The sequence below is a fragment of the Paenibacillus sp. FSL F4-0100 genome (assembly GCF_037993005.1).
Classification (GTDB): Bacteria; Bacillota; Bacilli; order Paenibacillales; family Paenibacillaceae; genus Paenibacillus_AQ.
The window spans coordinates 4,008,079-4,027,238 of sequence record NZ_CP150303.1; the positions used below are offsets into that span (position 1 = coordinate 4,008,079).

General features: G+C 47.9%; 14 protein-coding genes and 1 pseudogene. 2 read left to right on the plus strand and 13 right to left on the minus strand.

Annotated features, from left to right (window positions below; genetic code table 11):
* Nucleotides 1–92: 92 nt before the first annotated feature.
* From MHH48_RS18105 to MHH48_RS18155, 11 genes and pseudogenes are all read right to left on the minus strand, one after another.
* Nucleotides 93–992 (minus strand): sugar ABC transporter permease, encoded by a 900-nt coding sequence (locus MHH48_RS18105; RefSeq protein WP_076321374.1) that lies wholly within the window; start codon nt 990–992, stop codon nt 93–95.
* Between the two features lie 71 nt (nt 993–1,063).
* Complete coding sequence (locus tag MHH48_RS18110) at nt 1,064–2,470, minus strand: sugar ABC transporter substrate-binding protein (protein WP_076321375.1); 1,407 nt, start codon at nt 2,468–2,470, stop codon at nt 1,064–1,066.
* Nucleotides 2,471–2,600: 130 nt separating this feature from the next.
* Nucleotides 2,601–4,226, minus strand: coding sequence for a response regulator (locus MHH48_RS18115; protein ID WP_076321376.1), 1,626 nt, complete (start codon nt 4,224–4,226; stop codon nt 2,601–2,603).
* Complete coding sequence (locus MHH48_RS18120; protein ID WP_076321377.1) at nt 4,213–5,967, minus strand: sensor histidine kinase; 1,755 nt, start codon at nt 5,965–5,967, stop codon at nt 4,213–4,215. The genes MHH48_RS18115 and MHH48_RS18120 overlap by 14 nt, the downstream gene beginning before the upstream one ends.
* 304 nt (nt 5,968–6,271) lie before the next feature.
* Entirely contained in the window at nt 6,272–9,346 is a 3,075-nt protein-coding gene (locus MHH48_RS18125) for a family 16 glycoside hydrolase (protein ID WP_076322134.1), read from the minus strand.
* Between the two features lie 432 nt (nt 9,347–9,778).
* Nucleotides 9,779–9,951, minus strand: a pseudogene (locus tag MHH48_RS18130) (IS1595 family transposase); the annotation flags it as partial.
* A 100-nt stretch (nt 9,952–10,051) separates the two neighbouring features.
* Nucleotides 10,052–10,288, minus strand: coding sequence for a hypothetical protein (locus MHH48_RS18135; RefSeq protein WP_076321378.1), 237 nt, complete (start codon nt 10,286–10,288; stop codon nt 10,052–10,054).
* Between the two features lie 939 nt (nt 10,289–11,227).
* Complete coding sequence (locus MHH48_RS18140; protein ID WP_076321379.1) at nt 11,228–12,376, minus strand: hypothetical protein; 1,149 nt, start codon at nt 12,374–12,376, stop codon at nt 11,228–11,230.
* Between the two features lie 246 nt (nt 12,377–12,622).
* Nucleotides 12,623–12,856: a transcriptional regulator gene (locus MHH48_RS18145; protein WP_076106729.1), complete on the minus strand. Its 234-nt coding sequence runs from the start codon at nt 12,854–12,856 to the stop codon at nt 12,623–12,625.
* Nucleotides 12,857–13,882: 1,026 nt separating this feature from the next.
* Nucleotides 13,883–14,173 carry a winged helix-turn-helix transcriptional regulator gene (locus tag MHH48_RS18150; protein WP_256720420.1) on the minus strand — a complete coding sequence of 97 codons (291 nt, stop codon included), beginning with the start codon at nt 14,171–14,173 and terminating at the stop codon, nt 13,883–13,885.
* A 233-nt stretch (nt 14,174–14,406) separates the two neighbouring features.
* Entirely contained in the window at nt 14,407–15,381 is a 975-nt protein-coding gene (locus MHH48_RS18155; RefSeq protein WP_256720421.1) for a TIM barrel protein, read from the minus strand.
* A gap of 231 nt (nt 15,382–15,612) precedes the next feature.
* On the opposite strand from MHH48_RS18155, the gene MHH48_RS18160 reads away from it, so the two are divergent.
* Both MHH48_RS18160 and MHH48_RS18165 read left to right on the plus strand, forming a co-directional pair.
* Nucleotides 15,613–16,257, plus strand: coding sequence for an MBL fold metallo-hydrolase (locus MHH48_RS18160; protein ID WP_256720422.1), 645 nt, complete (start codon nt 15,613–15,615; stop codon nt 16,255–16,257).
* 143 nt (nt 16,258–16,400) lie between these two features.
* A complete protein-coding gene (locus MHH48_RS18165; protein WP_076321380.1) occupies nt 16,401–16,982 on the plus strand; it encodes a CGNR zinc finger domain-containing protein in 582 nt (193 codons plus the stop codon).
* Nucleotides 16,983–17,371: 389 nt separating this feature from the next.
* Here the strand turns inward: MHH48_RS18165 and MHH48_RS18170 are convergent, their stop codons facing one another.
* Nucleotides 17,372–18,628 (minus strand): FAD-binding protein, encoded by a 1,257-nt coding sequence (locus MHH48_RS18170; protein WP_076321381.1) that lies wholly within the window; start codon nt 18,626–18,628, stop codon nt 17,372–17,374.
* A gap of 271 nt (nt 18,629–18,899) precedes the next feature.
* On the minus strand, nt 18,900–19,133 hold the full coding sequence (locus tag MHH48_RS18175) for a hypothetical protein (RefSeq protein WP_306023962.1): 234 nt from the start codon (nt 19,131–19,133) through the stop codon (nt 18,900–18,902).
* Between the last annotated feature and the right edge of the window lie 27 nt (nt 19,134–19,160).

Below are 19,160 nucleotides of genomic sequence, written 5' to 3' on the forward strand. Positions count from 1 at the left end.
CTGCAGCCGTTCATGATCAACCGATCTGCGGCTTGTTGTGAAATCGTAATGGCCCTATGCAAAGTTGCAATGTAGACTTTTTGAACAACCTTCTAATACAACTTGTTCATTTTACGGCTTAATAAGAAATACAAGCCCGTGATCGCTCCCACAATAACAGCGGTTGCGAAGCCTACGGCGCTGCCGTATCCTAGCTGCTGCTCGACAGGAGAACCCGTGGATACCGGGAACAACAGTTTGTACAGATAGAGATACATGACCTCGGTTTTGCCGATCGGTCCGCCTTCCGTGATGAGCATAATGCTCTCATAGCCTTTCAGGGATGCGATAATTGCGAGCATGATGACCAACTGGGCTACCGGAGCCAGCATCGGAAGCGTAATGCTCCAAAACCGTCTTCCGGCGTTTGCGCCGTCCATGGCCGCGCTCTCGTATAAATCCTGCGGAATGCTCTGCAGTCCGGCCAGAAACAGCAGCATATAATTGCCGACCGCCCCCCATACCGCCACAATAATGACCGTAAGCATCGCATGCTTCGGCCCGAGCCAGTCGATCGGCTGCGAGACCAGGTGCAGCTTCATCAATACGGTGTTAACCATCCCGTTATAGGAATTGAAGATCGTATAGAACACCACGGAGATAACCGCAGTGCTGATGATTGTCGGCATAAAATAGATTCCTCGCAGCAGATTTCCGCCCCGCAGCTTGCCGTTCAGGACGACCGCGAGCAGCAGGGACAACGGCAGCGTTAGCAGAAGCTTGCCTCCGGCGTAGATAAAGGTATTGCCAACCGATTCCCAGAACAGCGCGTCGCGCATCAGCCGACGGAAATTGTCCAAACCAATGAACAGCGCATCGCCGTATCCGGCATAGTCATAAAACATATAGCGCAGCATCCATAACAAAGGATAGATGCCAAGAGCCGCTGTCAAAATGATGCTCGGGGACAGAAACAGAGCATTCTCCCCCACGCGTTTCCATTTAAAACTCACGATTCGTTCCTCCTTCGGGGAAAGAAAAGGGGCATCCGCCAAAAAGTGCGCGGCAGCCCCATCCTTGCCTGTTATTCTCCCTGCGGTTTAGTTGGATCAAAGGCAGGGTTCAGCGTTACAGTGACCTCGCCTTTCTCCACCGCCTTGGACAATGCGGCGTTGTATCTTGTGTTTAAATCTTCCGTAATCGCTTTCAGATCTTCATCGGTAAGGATGTATTTGAAGAATACATCAGCGTAGGTGGAACCCTCTGGAGTAACGTTTGGCGAAGCAGGCCAGAGCGAGTCGTGTTCCCCGACCAGGAAGCCTTCCATGCCATTGATCTCCGGATCTTTAGCTTGTTCTACAATGCTTGGCACAATGGCTATCCCGAAGCCTTTTTCATGATAGGTCTTCAGAACCTCGTCGCCGTGCATATACTGCATGAATTTCCAAGCTGCTTCCTTATTGGCCGATTGAGCGCTGATGCCGAGCCACGTTCCGGCGGACACGATTTCGGAAGTTCCCCTGATCTGACCGTCCAGCGTTGGAGCCAACGCGCCCCCCCAGTTGATTTCAGTCGGGAATTGATCCATGTACACGCCCGGCTCCGTCGAGAAAGAAAGATACATACCGATTTTGCCTGCGGCGAATTGGGCTCGCAGCGGATCGATGTCCAGCGCTTCCGCGCCAGGCAGAATACTTCCGTCTTTATACATTTGCTTGAAATATTCGATGACCTGCGAGTAAGGCTCGAAATCGAATTGACCTGTCTTCAGATCAAAGCCAAGTCCCTGATAACCGCTCAAAGAAAGAATTTCCCGGACGGAACGGTCAAATGCTTGCTTCGGATTTTTGAAGTTCAGTGCAAAACCATAAATGCCTTCGGCTTTGCCAACTTCAGTAATTTTCTTGGCATCGTCCACCATTTCCTGCAGCGATTTCGGAGGATTCTCGATGCCGGCTTTGGCAAAGAGATCCTTGTTGTAGACCAGACGCATGGTGAGGCCGGTGTTGGCGAGCGAGTACACCTTGCCGTCAAATCGGTTGACATCGTCGATCAGCAAGCTGCCGAACTTCGCTTTCAAGTCATCGGTAAGATACTCGTCAATCGGTTCAAGATACCCTTTTTTGACAAATCCGGATGTATTGGCGCTCTTTAGGCGAAGCACATCCGGCGCCTGGTTGCTGGAAAAGGCAATATCGACGCTTTGCGCGTAATTCTCGGACATGACCGTCAATTCCACCTGGATGTTATCGTCGTTTGTTTCATTGAATTTGTTAATTAATTCCTTAATATACTCCTGGTCATGACGGTCGTCAGTCCAGTATTTAAGCTGTACGGGTTGGCCCGTCTCGGTTGATGGAGCTGCCGTTCCGCCGTCAGACTTGCCATTCGTCGTACCACCATTGCCATTGTTGTTGTCGTTCCCGCCGCAGCCTGCGATTCCTGCGGCTAGAACAAGACTCAAGCCGAGACCTAACCATTTTTTTCGCATACATTCTACCCCTTTGATTAACGTTTGTATTGTGAGCTCGTTTTTTATTATAGAATCCCGTACTTGGAAAAGGAGTGAGGCAAATTCACTCTCAAGGGATAGAATTCTATGGTCTCCTGCAGCACTCGCCTCATGCCTCCGGCCGATCCATGTGATAGCCCGCCCTGAATTCCGACGGTGTCTGGCCGGTGATCTTCTTGAACATCTCGCTGAAATATCTGCGCTCCTCATACCCTACCGCCGCAGCCACCTCCTGCACCTGCGCCCCCTCCACCAGCAGCTGCCTCGCTTTTTGAATGCGTTCCGAGGTGATAAACTGCGTGACCGTCATCCCGGTCACCTGCTTGAACAAGCTGGAAAAGTAGCTGGCGCTGAGGTGCACATGGCCGGCGCATTCGCCGACGGTAATATCCTCGGCCAAGCGGCCCTTGATATAGCCTATGGCTTTATAAATCACCTTCTGCCCTTCGGATAAGCTGTTCCGGCGAACCAGCTCGGCTCCCTCCGTGCACAAGGCAAGCAGTTGACGCTGCAAAGAGGCCAGCGGCAGCCCCGCTGTCCCTTGCACTACTCTGAATTTCTGAATCAGCGGCTGTATCTCCGAATACGGAACCATTTCGTAAAGTGTGCGGATCGCTGAAGCGGCCAGCTCATCGTACAGGCTGAGGAGATAATCCGGATTTTGCCGTGAGATCCGTTTCTGCAGCGCTTCCGAAATCGCGGACAGCATCGCGTCCGTCCGGACGACATTCCCAGAACGCAGGGCCAGCAGCAGCTCGTCCTTGTACTCCAGCGCCAGCGGCTCCTGACTGCCGCTCTGGAGGATATCGTCATACATAATGGCCGCATTGCCTTCGGTGAACAGGTGATGGGAGAGAGCACGATGAGCCTGCCGGTAGGAATCCGGCAGCCCGCTGATCTCCTCCACTCTGCCGCCGACCCCGACCGAGACCGTGAACTTGGTATATCGTTCCATATTCCGACAGCACTGCTCGGCAATTTCGATCGGACTGGACGGTCCTGTATCGTTCAGTACGGCCAGGTACTGGTCATGACGGGCTCGGAAAAGAACGCTGCGTGCATAATGGGCAAGCGTCTCCTGCATAATATTCAACAGCGAAAACCGGATCAGCTCGATCTCCTGGATGGACTGCTCGGCAACCTGTTCCCGGAAACGGTCAATTTCTATCAGCATCACCACGAAGCCGCGCGGCTCCAGCTCAATGTTCAAAAACTTCCACCGTTCCGATGCCTCTTCCCATGAAGTGCGGTGGCTTACGAGCAGCGCAAAGTATTCCTGCCGCAGCGCAGGCATGCTTTCACGGAGCTTGTTCTCCATTTCCCTCAGACTTATCCGCTTGGACCTCTCTTCTATGATTTCTGCTTTTGCTTGCAGCACAGCCGACATCATGTCTTCTTCTGAAAAGGGCTTCACCACAAAATCAAACGCTCCCAGCTGCACCGCCTGCTGCGCATATTCAAAGTCGGCATAGCCGCTGATCAGAATGACCTTGCAGCCGGGGTTCTCTTCCAGCACCAAACGCAGCATGCTCAACCCGTCCATGATCGGCATTCGGATATCGGTAATAACCAGATCCGGCCGCAACCCATTGATCAGCTTAAGCCCCTCTTCCCCATTGCTCGAAACACCTGCAACGCGAATCCCCTGCTCTTCCCAGTTCATCGCGGTCAGCCCTTCCACCACGCTTTTAATATCGTCGATAATGCAGAGACTGATCGCCTCAGAATTGCTCATCCAAATGCTCCCCTTTCTTGGGCAAAGTAATCCGTATTTCGGTTCCACGCTCCGGCGCACTGTCTACATGAAATTCCGCACCGTTCCCATAATAGAGCCGGAGCCGCAGGATCAGATTGGACACCGCATATCCCTTCTTCGATTCCCGGCAGAAGAGCGCGCGTACCTGGTCTTCGTTCATGCCGATGCCGTTATCACGTACGGCAATCGTCCAGCGTTCCCCGTCCTCCGTGATTTCGATCTCAATCCGGCCCCCGTGCTTCAGGTCGCGAAAACCGTGCAAAATGCTGTTCTCCACCAGCGGCTGCAAAATGATGCGCGGAATCGAAAGCGATGACAGCTCCGGTTCACGTACATGGATCTCATAAGAGAATAAGTCTTCATAGCAGCTTAACTGCAGCTCCAGATACTGGCGCAAATGCTCCAGTTCTTTCGACAATGTCGTTATCTCCTGACCGTTGTTCAGCCCGAGCTGGAACAGGCGGGAGAGCGACATGACCATTTGCTGCGACGGCTCGATCTGCTTCAATTTCAACTTCCAGTAGATGGTGTTGAGCGTGTTGTACAGAAAATGCGGGTCCATCTGCGCCGACAGTGCCTTAATCTCGGCTGTCCGCTTATGCGTCTGCGCCTCCGTGACCTCATCAATCAACACCACAATCTGTTCCAGCATCCGGTTAAACCGGTATCCCACCTGACCTAGTTCATCTCCGCTGCTGCTTTCAAATCGAGCGCTCAGATCGTTGTTCTCGACCCTTTTCATCACCTTCAGCAGCCCTTGCAGCGGCTTCAGCAAATAGCGCGCAAATGCGCCCGAGATCAGCGTGGTGACGGTAAAAGCAGCCAGTGTAACCCCAGCGATCAGCCATTTAACATACACCATGTCCTGGAGCACATCGGCCCGGGAACGGATGGTGGTCATCGTCCAATCCGCTATGCCGATACGGGCATAATTGAGCAGATAGGTTTGTCCGTCCAGTTCAAAGGGTTGACTTCCCTCCGAGCGGTTCATTATGCCACTTAAATTTCCCGCGTCCACCACCTGCCTGACCAGCGGTTCCTTCACGGGATAGACCGTCTCTCCTTCAGCGTTCAGCAAGAAGCTGGACGCCCCTTCCGCGGTGTTCCCCTGCACCAGCTTGCGGAAGCCGTCCTCACGGATATTCACGACAATATAAACACCGCTGACCGGCGTGTCAAAGATCGGCTCCAGAATGAGAGAGATAACGCGTTCCTTTCCGGAGAATAGCATATCCTCATGGCCTTCCACCCAAAGATTCTTTTTCTCTTGTTCAATTCGCGCATACAGAATGGTATCCTCAAATGCAGTGAGCCGATTTCGGTTCATGGACGAAGGATAGAACTCGCCAATCGGCGTAAATACGTAGATCGATTGGATTAGCGGCTCGGCGATCCGAGCCTGCGAGAAAACGTTGTCAAGATCGTTCAGATGCATGTAATATCTGCTGGCATCCCCGGAGGCGGCATCCTTCAGCATATCGTAGAAAGGCTGGCTGATCATAAACGTCATCATAATCAACATCAGTTTGTTCAGCTTCTCATCCACAATCTGTGCGGATCTGACCACCGTGTCCTGCGTGAGCTTCAGTGCATTTTTTTCCAGCGTCGCAGTCGAGATATAATAAGACAGTCCTCCGGTCATTAGAACAGAAAGCACGATGACGGCCAGAAAAGCGACCTTGAGTTTGTTGCGGAACGATTGCCTGCGGAGGTACTCCAAGCTTTTCACGCCTTCCGTTAAATTCTTTGCTTTGATTATGTCACTGCAGCCCCTGTTCAACAACGTAAAAAAACGAAGCTGTCCCGGGCAGCCATGTCATGGCTTTAGGGGCAGCTCCTTCTTAGGGTCCCATAAACGGTGACCGACCTGTGGATCGGCTTTTTTTGAAGTTATAGAATTTATAAGCTTGCAACGGAGCTGAACAATTCTATAATCGCAAGAAAAACTACTGCTAAACGCGGTCTGTCTTCTGTGAATGTAAGTCGATAGACGTTATTCTTACCGGTACAGAATGTTTTGCTAACTAAATCGGGTCAGGCGTCAGAACCAAAGCATCATCAAAAGTTACGCCAGCCGAGGTGGTCCGAAACCCTATTTTCCCTGCTGTCAGTTCTGTTTCGGGATTGGTCCATTCCATTTTCAGTTCCCCACCCACATAACCTTTTATTGTGTTCCCTTCAATGGAAGCCTTCATCGTATACCACTGGTTCGCCTGAGCTGTAAACGGGGTACTGGATACAAGGGTCATGACGTTGTCCACGGATTTGTACAACTCCAGCTTTTGGGCTGCGGAATGGATTCGGAACATATAGAAATTACCTGCATCCTGTACCCTGAAGAGAATCCCTGCGTTGGCATTGGTGATGGGCATTTTCGCTTTGGCTTCATACGTATAATCCGTCCACGAATCGCCGGCAGTAATGACTGCAGTGGCTGCTTGATTCTGAATCAAGGCTTTTGTGCCGTCAGTTGTCACATTCCAGGAACCTGAAGCAGACGTCCAACCTACCGTATTTCCATCTTCAAAATCGTCGCTGAATTGGATGACCGTAGGATCCGGATACACGGGAGGTTCATTCACGTCCGTGACATGGATCGTAAAGGACTTCTCAACATACAGTCCGCCTGAATCTGTGCTCCTCACCCGGATGCTGTAGCTGTCCTTGGCTTCGTAATCAGGCGTTACGGCTAGAATCAACATATTGTCCGATATGGTGAAGCTGCTGTTGTCCACATCCCCTGCACCTGCTGTCAGCATATAAGTAAATGTTTCTTCCGCATCAGGGTCGCTGGTGGAAAAGGTTCCGACCATGCCTCCCGCCGTCGTGTTTTCAACAACACTGTTGTGTGAAAGGGCAATCTCCTCAGGCGCTTTATTGATGAGGCTAACCATGGCATCGTCAAAATGGACGCCGGCCGAGGTGGTCCGAAATCCGATCCCCCCAGCCGTCAATTCGGTGACAGGATTGGTCCATTCCATCTTTAATTCTCCATCCACGTAACAGGATATCGTGTTCCCTTGCATAACAGCCTTAACTGTATACCACTGCTTCTCAATAGCCGTGAACGGCGTACTGTTTACAAGCGTCAGTTGTCCATTCACGGATTTGAACAACTCCAGCTGTTGATTCGATGAATGAATGCGATACATATAATAATTGTTTGCATCCTGCACCCTGAAGACCATGCCCGCGTTGGCATTGGTGATGGGCATTCTTAATCTGGCTTCATATGCGTAATCCGTCCATGAACCCCCGCTATTAGCGGTAATCAGGGAGGTGGCTGTCTGGTTCCCGCTGGACAACACGCGATTCGTGCCAACTGTCGGGACGGTCCAACTGCCGGACATCGACGTCCAACCCGCCGTATTTCCGTCTTCGAAATTGTCGCTGAATAGCGGCGGCTTGGAATTGGCAAAAACGATACCATATACATTGTTATTAACGGTAACATTCAAGTCGTCCAAGGTTGTGGCAAGCTTCCCTCCAACATAAACATCTGTAAACGTGACGCCGTTAACCCTTCCGCCTTTCGTGGCATTCCCGGAAATTCTGGATTTCTGGGTGCCGGTCTCGCGAACATTGATGTTCTTGACTACAACATTGCTTACATCGCCGGAAGTGCTGGTGGATACCCCAAGCCAATAGTTCCCGAATTGATTGATACCGACGCGTTCGATGTCGATATTCTCAAACGTAATATTTTTGGCGTAACCTTCCTCCGGGAGAGTATTCAGTTGGTATCCATGATCAACAAGCAATGCCCGGGCGCTTTGAAATACATACGAGTTTCGGATAGTAACGCCGATCTGCGGTTGGGCTACCCCCATGCCAATCTTGAAAGCCGCACATCTTGTCCATGCAAAAGCGTCATCAAAGACCACATTTTCCAAATGTTCAAGCTCGCCCGGCCAGTCTTTTGACATCCCCGTCTGCAGCCAGGTTTTAGTGGAATATGTGTCATCATCCGATATAGCTATCGAATGTTGAACAAGCACATTCTGACTCTCGTTGATATCGATAACGTCATTCTCGATTTTGTATAAATCCTGGAATCCTTTAAGATTGTTTATGGTTACATTGTCGGAACGAACCACCATAAACGACCAGAAACCGCCATCCCGCAATATTAAGCCGTCAAAAGTAAAATTGGATGTTGCGATCGGAACGAGCAGATTATTGAGGAAACCTTCATTTTTATTTGGCGCCGGCATCTTTCGCTCTCGCATCGCAATGCCTTTACCATCAATCGTTCCCCGTCCCCGAATCGTAATATTGGTGGAGTCTACGGCCGTGCGAATAAAATACGTTCCATCTGCATTTCGTGAATCCTTGCGAAAATCAATCACGTAGTCTTCCCCCTTGCCTGTGCCTGCAATGACGGCGCCTCCGGCCAGGTAAAAGGTCACGTTGCTTTTTAATGTCAGGTTCCCGCTCTTATAAACACCTGCCGGAACGAAAACTACGCCGCCGCCGGCTTGATGGGCGTCATCGATCGCCTGCTGAATCGCGTCCGATGCCAGCGATGATCCCGTGTTATCCGCGTGGTATGGCGACTGTGTCACATTAAAAATCCCGGCACCTGCGGACGGGGGTATATCCGTTTCCAAGGGGTCTGCCGCGATGACAATCTTCTTCCTCTGGTCATTGATTTTTACGATGACATAGGTTGAGGATGAAAGCGTGAACGTCAGCTTGTTCCCGTTAACTGTGCCTTCGATGTTTTTAGCCTGAGGACTGATGGAGAATGATGTAATCGGCACATTGTTGGTAACTTCGATTCGGACCGTGCCGGAAAAAGAAAATTGGGCATAGTCATAGTCAGCCAGATAACTGATTACAGGAATCGCTTTGTTATCGGCTTTCAATGAAAACACGCTGGATGCGGTATAGATGGATGGCATCGGGTAGTTTTGTATCGTGGCCGGTGCTATGGCGCTCTGTGCCAAAGATGTCGGATCAGCGGCATCCGTCATATCCATTGAAGAAATAGAATAGCTATCGATTTTGGCAGCTTCCGCAGCTCGGGGTAACAATCCTGTGATTATAACGGCAAGCACGACCAACAGACTAACTGCTTTTCTTGTAATGGTAATCATAAATACCTCCTCAAGATTATTCATCTGCCGAACAATAATAAGGCAGCGCAGCTCAGTTCGCCCGATTGTATTCTTGCTTGCGTTTTTTTGTGAAGGCGCTAACATTTTATCGGAAGCAAGCAGCAGCAGCCCTTTCTGAGGTTCCCCCCCTCCATCCAAACTTTTCACTGTCACGATGGATTATAATCCCTGCCCGCATAAAAAGGAGTGGGGCAAGCCCACTCTCCAGGGATACATTTTAACTGTTCTCCATGCACGCAGGGATTGTTGAATTTCGAAACAGAACAAGTTGGTTCTCGTTGGTGAAGACTATCAAAATCTAAATCAAGAAAAAAATGATCTTACAAACAGCCCTCTGCAACGAACGAGAAGACCTCATATTTGGGTTTGTTTTATTGAATGTATGATTGAGGGCTTATCCCTGAGAAAATGTGCTTTTCCGCCACGTTTACGTGGCTTACGTTTGGCAATATTCCGCTTGCCCTTTTCCGAGTACAGAAAGTAAGTCTCATCCATTTGAACAATAACTTGAAATGCTTCGGTCGGAATCTGCTTCAAAGCGAGACGAATCTCTTGCCGCAGTAAAACAAGGTGGCGTGCGTGACTTCATCGGGATGGATTGAGGCAACACGAAGAGCATTCTTGGCTGCGCTTCGTGTTTTTTGATTCCAAAAAAAATCTCCTCGTAGCGAGGAGATCGGCACATTAGATTAGAGCAATCGCGAGCAGTGTGAACAGGCTTAATGTTAAAATGGAGCTGCGAGCCCCGAATCCGAAGGGGAAGAAAGCGGAGGTCGTTACAGTTCCGTCTCTTCGATCTGTCTCCAAGTACACATTATCACAATCCACTTTTACGATTCTTCCTACGTGTACACAACCGTCTCTTGTCGTAATGCGGACTTTCTGATTCATGAATCGCATGCAGCTATAATAGGCTTCCATCTCATCACCCCTTTCTTTGACAACGTAGCATATGAACGCGTTGGACAAAAGGTCACGGCAGTTATACCCTCTACAATGAATGAGATCGAAGGTTACCGATAATAATGTAGATTCCGCTAGTTTACGAAATTTTGAGAAATTAAACCCTGTCAGCACAAGGCTGGCAGAGTTTAAAAAATGTTATTTGTTTAGAAAAAGAAAGATCTAGTTTTAATAACCAGCAAAATGAAAAGAACTAAGGTAGCTGTCATACTTGTTCCTATTCCACCATGACCATAACCTGTTCCGCCAGCCGATAAGAAGCCGGCTGCCTTCACTTTTTATTGAGCTATCATGTCCCGTTTGCGTAACACGGCTGCCGATCCATGCCGGTAGCCGTGTTTTAATTAAGCTATCATTCTTCGCTAGTTCGGCGAAGCCGTAACAGGTTTCGTCCCACAACGGCCATCATGGCAACGGATGGATAACCCAACATACACAATACGGCAGATTAGTCGGACATAGTGGAAAAATTATTGGCTTTTGCTCTATATACTTAGACTATCTAGAAGCTGATACAACCATAATCGTACTTAGTAATCTGTTTAAACCTGTTGACGCCATCGCCAGAAAAGCAGCGGAAACCATGATCACTTAATCCTTATACGAATATGTCTTGAGACAAATAAGAATCTGGGGCAATTTAAGCTCCAGATTCTTTCGTGTTTATCATATATCATTCTAAATTCTTTTCCTTGAAAAATCCATTTACATCGGGCATTTGCCATTTTCGATACCCCGTTCATCCCATCGTAAAACGAGTATAAAAAAGGCTAGCCAGAATTTCTGGCTAACCCAATAATCCGTAAATGTCGATTTATCGAATTCTCAAACGACAATTGTTAAGACTCGAGGCTTGCTGTAGAACTGATAATTCCGAGTGGCCGGTTCATCAACCAACTATCTATAAATCGTTGCCAAGAAGATTTGTCCATCCTCTTCCTCGTAATGAAATGACAGCTTGCCTGAACCAAAGTTGTAAATCATGTCATACACGCCATCAGCCTCATTGAAAAATTCATCATTCGGTTTGCCAAGCCACAATTTAACTGTTGACGGGTACAAATTTCGCTTTTCGGCAAAAAGGTTGAATACCATAAGTCTTGAGCTGGAATCCAGCTCATGGAGATAGGAATCGAAGCCTATCGCATAGTTCTGATAGACATAAAATGCACCCCATTCACCGTTTTCCCGCAGCTTGGCTTTTTTAAGCGTACTTTGGAGCGATTTATGAGTCATGCCGAGCTTGATTCCTGGCAGGTCGGGAAGAATCCCTTTCTTGGCAGCAGCCTTCAGGCTTTCGAGATAAGCGCGGTCACCGATACCTGAGTTTGGCCAGGATGGATGATCATAATCCGTGTATCGCGTCTCCGTCAAACGCAATTCCAGCTTGCTCACGTTAAGTTTGAACGTATTTACGGCATTCTTGAAAACAGCGTTATTGTAAAACTTGAACTGCACCCGTGCATCTGACAGCATGCGAACGCCCTCTTCCCGTCCTGCAGGATAGTAGTTATCCATTTTTTTGCCTTTATGATCGACGAACTTCACGGGCATCAGCGACCCCGAACGAATAATGAAAGGGGTAGCCAGATTGAAATTAGATGTCCCCCATTCTGTAATCATCAGAATATCCGGCGTGCCCTTTTCTTGGCTTCGAATCGTATAATGCCAGGTCTGGGGCAGCGTAACCGAATGCAGGCCAAGGTTCACGGATTGTATCGTACCATACGTCGCTCCTTTTTTGACGAGAGCTGCTTTATATGTACCTGTGTATTGCTTGTCCCCCGGCTTATTTCCGGTCCAGTAGTCCATTTCGGTCAAGGTTGATGATTTTTCATTTTGAGCGTAAATATAAACCGTATAGGAGTTCTGATACGTATCCCTTAAATTAAAAGACAATCTGCTTATCTTTTTTAATTTCTCAACAGGTATGCTCTTCCCCTGTGCCTGTGCGGAATCTGCTGACATGAACATGCAAAATCCTGCCAAAAAAATCGTCAGCAGAAAGGCGCACAGCCATGTTTTGTTGCGATAGTACTGAATCATCCTTCGATTTCCCCCTGTTAATAGAGATGATATGTATTTTATGTCGTATTTAAGTGTATCATCTCCCTAGGGTATTTCCCACAAAAAAAATGTCGATTATTCATTGTTATAATAATTTGTGATCCATACCGCACTACTATTTTTCATTGCCAAATCCGTCACCAATCAGAGGCGGAGGCGGATCGATCCATTGCTAAGCATAATCGATCACATTTGTAGTCTTAATGCAACCTACCACTTATTCCATTAATCTCCCTTTACTTCATTATCGTTCGGAATTAATTCATACAAGGCACGAACATCACAACCGATGGAATCGGCGATCGATATAGCAATTTTGAGTGGCATCACTCTTTTGTTTTCAATAAAGTCGTAAACTCGTTCCGGTTTAAAAAGCAAGTCTTTTGCCAGCCATTCCGCTGACTTTCCGGATTCCATCAATCGTTCATTCAGTAAGCAACGTCCTAGTTCAAATTTCAAGAAGCGACGACCTCCCGCATAAGATAATACTTAACCTTAAGCGTTGTCCATTGCCAGCATGAATATACTTAATAAAGGGCCCCATAACGAAGGATTTCCCCATGCGTCTGGCCAATTTGTTGGGCGAGTTCCATCGCCGGGATATCGTACCCGTTAGTGAAGCATTTCCTGTTCTTAGAACACAATGATGAATTACATAAATACATCTTTATACCATAATCCCGCAAAGAAGATGATGCCAAATAAGCACATAAGAGCAAATAACGATAATATACCGACCACAGAAACCAAGAATACTTTTTTTGAGAGTTTCTTAATGGTTCATCCCCACCCATTCCGCTTAATTAGCCATTTGTTAGACACACTTAACTTGTAATTAGTTCTTCATTCCTTTCCAGCTAACCTGCCCGATACTTCAATGAAACAAAAAGGAGCCAACTAGCGAAGCGGCTATTTTTTCTCGATCCTCTAGTAAGGCCCATGTAATCTCAGGTTCATCTCCTATTAGGGTTATCATTCGCTCCTCTTCGACCTTAAATGTTTTCCTTTATCCAAGAACGCAACTTATCAGCAAATAAAGCGCGTTCATTTGGCTCGGTCTGAGAACCCTTTGTCAGATAAAGTTGATCATTTTAGGGTTCTTCAGCCCGAACTTTTCCCACATCATATGAACCTCCAAGCTTTACGAGCATATTCGCAGACTCTCTATTTATTATCCGAGTCTTCTCTTCGCTGTTCTAGCGGATCTTCGAATGATCGGTAGCACTAAAGCGGGACCAATGATCGCGATTGAAGCCAATATATGCAAAATCCAAAAACAATAATTTTCATTGTTCTTTCCTCCTCTTCAACGGACCCCTCATATTTGATTAACTCAAACTTAGCATCACTTCAAACTGATGTTAAGAACCCACTTTAAAGTAGGGTACTTACTTAAAAGCAAGCATCAAAAAAAGCTGCCCGAATTCCCGTGGCAGCTTTTGCTTTCAGTGGATTGTAATTGTATACAAGTTCATTGAACCATGTTTATGATACGGACTCTTCATATTTCCGCTTATTATGATTTTCTCCCCAAGCACACATGACTTCTGCTACCGGAATCAATGTTCTGCCGTATTCGCTAAGAGAATATTCTACCTTGGGAGGGATCGCAGGGTAGACCGTTCGATCGACGATACCCTCCCATTCTAAATCTCGGAGATGTTGTGAAAGCATTTTTTGTGAAACATCAGGTATAAGCTTTTCCAGATCGTTGAACCTCTTCTTGGATTCAATCAAATGCCAAACGGCACGGAAGTGCTTGAATGCAACTGGCAAGAAGATGTGATCGTCTTCTCATCAAACATTCGGATGAATGCCGGGCATTCGTTGGTTATTAAGCTCGGGTAGACGAGTGACTCCTATATCAGTACATACGGTCTTTTCGGCAGCTCTATCGAAAGTAGTCCGCCTCCACGCCTGCAAATATGAAGAAAGGCTGCCCGCATGCTTTGGAAGCAATGCGGCAGCCTTTTGCATTTTTTTCTTAAGTGCAGTCTTGTCTATGTCTGTCAGGTGGCTTTCACGGATTGGATGCATTCGAAGTTCTCGCGGTATTGTTCTACCGTCCAGTTGCATACCTGCCACAGATCCGTAACCGGCTGATTGGTAAAAGGCAGCGTATGAAGATAACCCGGTGGACCGTATTCCGGAGTAAAGGTCAATTCGGTAGCATCAGCAAGCTGTCTCGCTTCGGTGATTCGCTGCCACCAGTCAAAATGCCGCGCGACTTCATGCGCGTACTCGGGTGCCCGCGGGTCCGGGACCTGCGGTCCTTGCGCATAACCGACACGCCCATGGATATGTACGCTGCGGGCGATGGCCAGATCCAATTCGCTCTCCAAATGTTCCAGCGTTGATTCGGTCACGCAGCACCAGTGGCTAAAATCGGCCGTCAGCCCGAGCCCTGGGACGGCATTCAGCACTTTCCCCGTATCCCAAGGATTAAATAATGCTCTGCCCCTGTGGGTTTCATGGCCCACCTTGACTCCCATCTGCTGCTCAAGCTGTACGGCTCGCCGGAAATAATCGATCTGCTCTTCAAGAGGAAGATAGTCCTTCAAGGAATGGGCAGTGACATGGTTTGGTCCAAATGACTTCGCCCGTTCCAATTGTGCTTCGAAAGAAGCAAAGTGGTCTGGCCCTTCGGTAAAAATCATCCCCACGTAATCAAGCTCATGGCTTGCGAGGAGCTCCTTAAACCGCTGTTCGTCTTCAGGTGCCGGCAGGGGCGCCTCAACTCCATCGTAGCCGACGGAAGCGATCGCGCCATCTGCTCTTCCAATGTGCCCGTGCCCTCCATGCCCCACAATGCCTTGATCAATTTTAGTTTCATCCTTTTCCACCTCTCCCGGTTGATTGGACCCCGCTTCCCCCATTATTTCCCGATACTTCGCCGGTTGTCCATGGATCCAAAGGAATGATTCGTGGATGGATTTGATATCTTTATATTTGCAGACCCGTCCCCGCCATTTGCTTATGTACATGTTTATTTCCCAATTTCTTTTAGGCTTACGCTTTAACACGCTAAGTGGCTGTCAAAATTCAATGGAACAGCTTGTCAATGTCCATATGAAATCTCTCTAGAGATCCTTGCGTTTCAACAACTTTATATAACCATTAAAAATAATTTTTACTGGTTATAATAATTATGTTAGGTTGTACTTATAACTGGTAAAAAGATTTAATCAGGTTATAATACAGGAGGTTGATGGTAAATGAACATTCAAAAATTGCCTTGGGCGGGTATCCGAGTCGAAACAGGTGATATAACAATTGTCATCGATCCAATTACTCGCATTCTCGAGGAGTTCGGGGGCGCTCGTGAGCCCATGTATCCGCTCAGCTATTTCGGTAATGTAGACGCCGTATTGATTACACATCTGCATGAGGATCATTTCGATCCAGCTGCCATTATTGAGTCTTACGGTTCTAAGATCCAGGTATACGTGCCCGCCGGAATGGAAGATGCAACTCGGGCTGTCGGGTTAACGAACGTAAACGGCGTCACAGTGGGCTCATCTTTCGAGCTTAGTAGGGATGTGAAGGTGACTGCTTTGCCATCTGTAGATGGTCTCGGCGATATCCAAGTTGCTTGGGTCGTAGAAGGAGCTGGACGTAAAGTTATTCATTGTGGGGATACGCTCTGGCACGGTTACTGGTGGAGTTTTGCTCAAAACTACGGGCCGTTCGATGCGGCATTCTTACCGATCAACGGAGCAGTGCTTGAGTTGCCGGGGATGATACCCAGCGGGCAACCCATCTGCCTAACACCAGAGCAGGCCGTGGCTGCAGCCGTAGTTCTTGGCGCCACAACACTTGTACCCATTCATTATGAAACGATGAATTATCCGCCTATCTAAAACGAAACCCCGAATATTGCCGCCCGCTTGGCAGCGGCTTCGGGAGGTAAAGTGAATATCAGTATGATAAAAACTACGGAAAAAGTAACATTGTAACTCGTTGACGGCAGCTTATAAAAACCCGATACAAGGGAGAATTATTCATGGAGCAGAAGGTATTTACACTTGGTGGCGCAGTTTGGATCAATTTGACGAATACAATCGTGATGCAAGACAATCAAAAGGTTGATCTTCTTGAAGAACCGAGCCACTTGCTACAGTGGCTTGGGGTGAACGGCTTGCTCAAAGACGAACTTCCGGACGATCCAGGAATAGTCACTGTTCACGATACACTAGTACGCCTCCGGGACATTTGCATGGATGCGATCTCCGATCTGCACCGGGAAGGAAACTTGTCTGACCGCACCTATACCAGACTCGAGAAGAAGTCCTGCGACCTGGTTCTAGACGTTCGGATGGAGCGGCGGAACGGTAGTATTCACCTAATCCACGAAGGACGAAGCCTGAAGGACCGGGTCAGTTATGCGGTATTGCATTCTCTGGTCGAAACGCTTGCTAAGTATCCGCCAGAACGGGTACGCAAGTGCGAGCACGAGTCCTGCATCCTCCATTTCGTGGACACGTCCAAAGGCGGCAAACGCCGCTGGTGCAGTATGGACCTTTGCGGTAATCGCCAGAAGGCTGCTGATTTTTATGCCAGAAAAAAAGAACGGTTAGGGAATTGAGCGGCAATGAATAAACCTTTTGATATCGTTGGCGAGCATCACTTCTATGAAATAATTGTGGCTTTGCATCTGCTTCTGAAGTTTTTACAAGATAAACGTGACGTTGATCGTTTGTTGTTATAAGGCTCTTTTGTTGTAGGACCATGTTCTTGTCCCGCGACATTAATTGAAATATCGTATCACTTTTCCGCCAAATGCTTTATTTTGTCTAAATTGATAAATATGTTTCAAATAGTTTACATAATTTATAATATGTATACTAATTCGCATCAGAATAAATATTCTTTTACTAACCAAAAAACCTCCAACCCTTATTGCAAGTGGTGGAGGTCTTAACGAATGAAACAAAATGTCATTGTGTTTCATTCAATGGTAATTAATCCTTTACATCACTGCATAATGTAATGATCCAGGAACGTATTTCGAAACTTCCCTATTGGATCGTATCGAAGTAGCAACTGACGAAAATCCGCTAACCGCTCATACCGAGCTTGTATCAATTCCGACTCCATCGTAAACAGTTTCGCCCAATGTGGGCGTACTCCAAACGGTTCCAGTTCACGTTCTACAAGCGGAAGTAACTGGCGCACGCGCTCCCAATCCGGCTTCCATGTAAAATGCAATCCGACACTGTTTTGTTGGTAGCACGGGCTCATCCAGTGGGTATCCAAGGCTATCGTTCGTATCTCGGAGGTGTAGAGCAGCGGAGCAATTCTATCACTTAGCTTACTTAGTGCACGAATCGCTTCGACTGCATGCCGCCGCGGTATGAAATATTCACTTTGCAGCTCGTTGCCTGCACTAGGTGTAAATTCCATGCGGAAATGAGGCAGTCGGTCGTACCATGGTCCAGGAACGCCTAGCTGCTCGCTACAGTTCTCCACGGATTGGCCCGTCACCATATGACGTCTTTCCGTTGCCGGTAAAGCTCCGAAGAAATGGGATGATACCTGATCCCCGCTTATTCCCGACTTTCGTTTTACCCACACTTGATTGAATATGGGCTCTGCCCAATCCGTGAACAAGCTGACACTGTATGCGGCTGATAAAATCTCTTCTATGTCACTATCCAGTGCAGAAAAAGGAAGTCGGTCATAAACGGTCTGACTTACCTGAAACGAGGGGACTAAATCCAGTGTAAGCTTTGTGACAACGCCCAGTCCGCCAAGTCCAACAACCGCCCCATCGAATTCGGGGTCTATCCCTCGGGTGAGTATTATAACTTCTCCATCCGCTTTTATTAACTCGATCCTACGTACAGAAGACGCTAGGCTTGCATTTAGATCACCCGAACCGTGTGTGGCTGTGGCCACAGCACCGGCCACGCTGATGTGTGGCAGTGATGCTAAATTATGTAACGCGTAGCCATGATCATCTAAATAGCGGCACAGATCACCATACCGAATGCCACCCTCGACAGTTACGGTTCTCTCTTCGCGGTCGAGATCGATGACCCGATTCATCTTTCGAAGCGAGAGATTGCTGCCACCGGTGTCAGCAATCCCATTAAAGGAGTGGCGTGAGCCAAGCACGCGTATTTTTGTGCGACTCATTACGAACTCCTTGACCTCTTCCAGACTTTTAGGCTCAAGCAACTCCATCGATCCGTAGCGATAATTCCCGGCCCAGTTCAGCTGATCTTCCATATGTACACTCCTATTTGCTAATTTTGTTTTGAATCTAGAATTAGGTATTCGGCATAGCGTCCCACTCTCCTGCCCTCTAATGCATCAACATTCCAATATGGAATCGACAACGACATTCGAAGGAGCTCTTGTCCTCGACTTGGGATAACAGCTACTTCGATAAAAAAGCCGCTTAATAGCGACTTCTTAGAGCGTTCAGTTTAGAGGCTTTGGTAAATTGTACTCATCGTAAATGAATTCAAAATCATGGAGAATAAAGTTATCTATTGGTTCAGGGTTCCAGTCCCACCCAAGGGCTGGACAAAATGCCATCGCGGAAATTGTAATCCTTGAAAGCGATCACAAGCCCGCCCATAGGAAAATACCGGAATATCACGTAATACAGGATCCCCGGTACGAGCATGAGGAACAGCGGAATATTCTGCCGAAACCTCTTGGTCTCGTAAAAGGCTTGTTTGGCCATCGGCACACTGTCCGTTTCGGCGGTCGCAGGTGTTGTTGGCATGTTCTAACCTTCTTTCTTGGTTAATTG

Bases quoted from the DNA above. Each gene is read 5' to 3' on its own strand.
- MHH48_RS18110 (WP_076321375.1), bottom strand. From the start codon at position 2,470: ATGCGAAAAAAATGGTTAGGTCTCGGCTTGAGTCTTGTTCTAGCCGCA.
- MHH48_RS18115 (WP_076321376.1), bottom strand. From the start codon at position 4,226: ATGAGCAATTCTGAGGCGATCAGTCTCTGCATTATCGACGATATTAAA.
- MHH48_RS18125 (WP_076322134.1), bottom strand. From the start codon at position 9,346: ATGATTACCATTACAAGAAAAGCAGTTAGTCTGTTGGTCGTGCTTGCC.
- MHH48_RS18135 (WP_076321378.1), bottom strand. From the start codon at position 10,288: ATGGAAGCCTATTATAGCTGCATGCGATTCATGAATCAGAAAGTCCGC.
- MHH48_RS18140 (WP_076321379.1), bottom strand. From the start codon at position 12,376: ATGATTCAGTACTATCGCAACAAAACATGGCTGTGCGCCTTTCTGCTG.
- MHH48_RS18155 (WP_256720421.1), bottom strand. From the start codon at position 15,381: ATGTACATAAGCAAATGGCGGGGACGGGTCTGCAAATATAAAGATATC.
- MHH48_RS18160 (WP_256720422.1), top strand. From the start codon at position 15,613: ATGAACATTCAAAAATTGCCTTGGGCGGGTATCCGAGTCGAAACAGGT.
- MHH48_RS18165 (WP_076321380.1), top strand. From the start codon at position 16,401: ATGGAGCAGAAGGTATTTACACTTGGTGGCGCAGTTTGGATCAATTTG.
- MHH48_RS18170 (WP_076321381.1), bottom strand. From the start codon at position 18,628: ATGGAAGATCAGCTGAACTGGGCCGGGAATTATCGCTACGGATCGATG.
- MHH48_RS18175 (WP_306023962.1), bottom strand. From the start codon at position 19,133: ATGCCAACAACACCTGCGACCGCCGAAACGGACAGTGTGCCGATGGCC.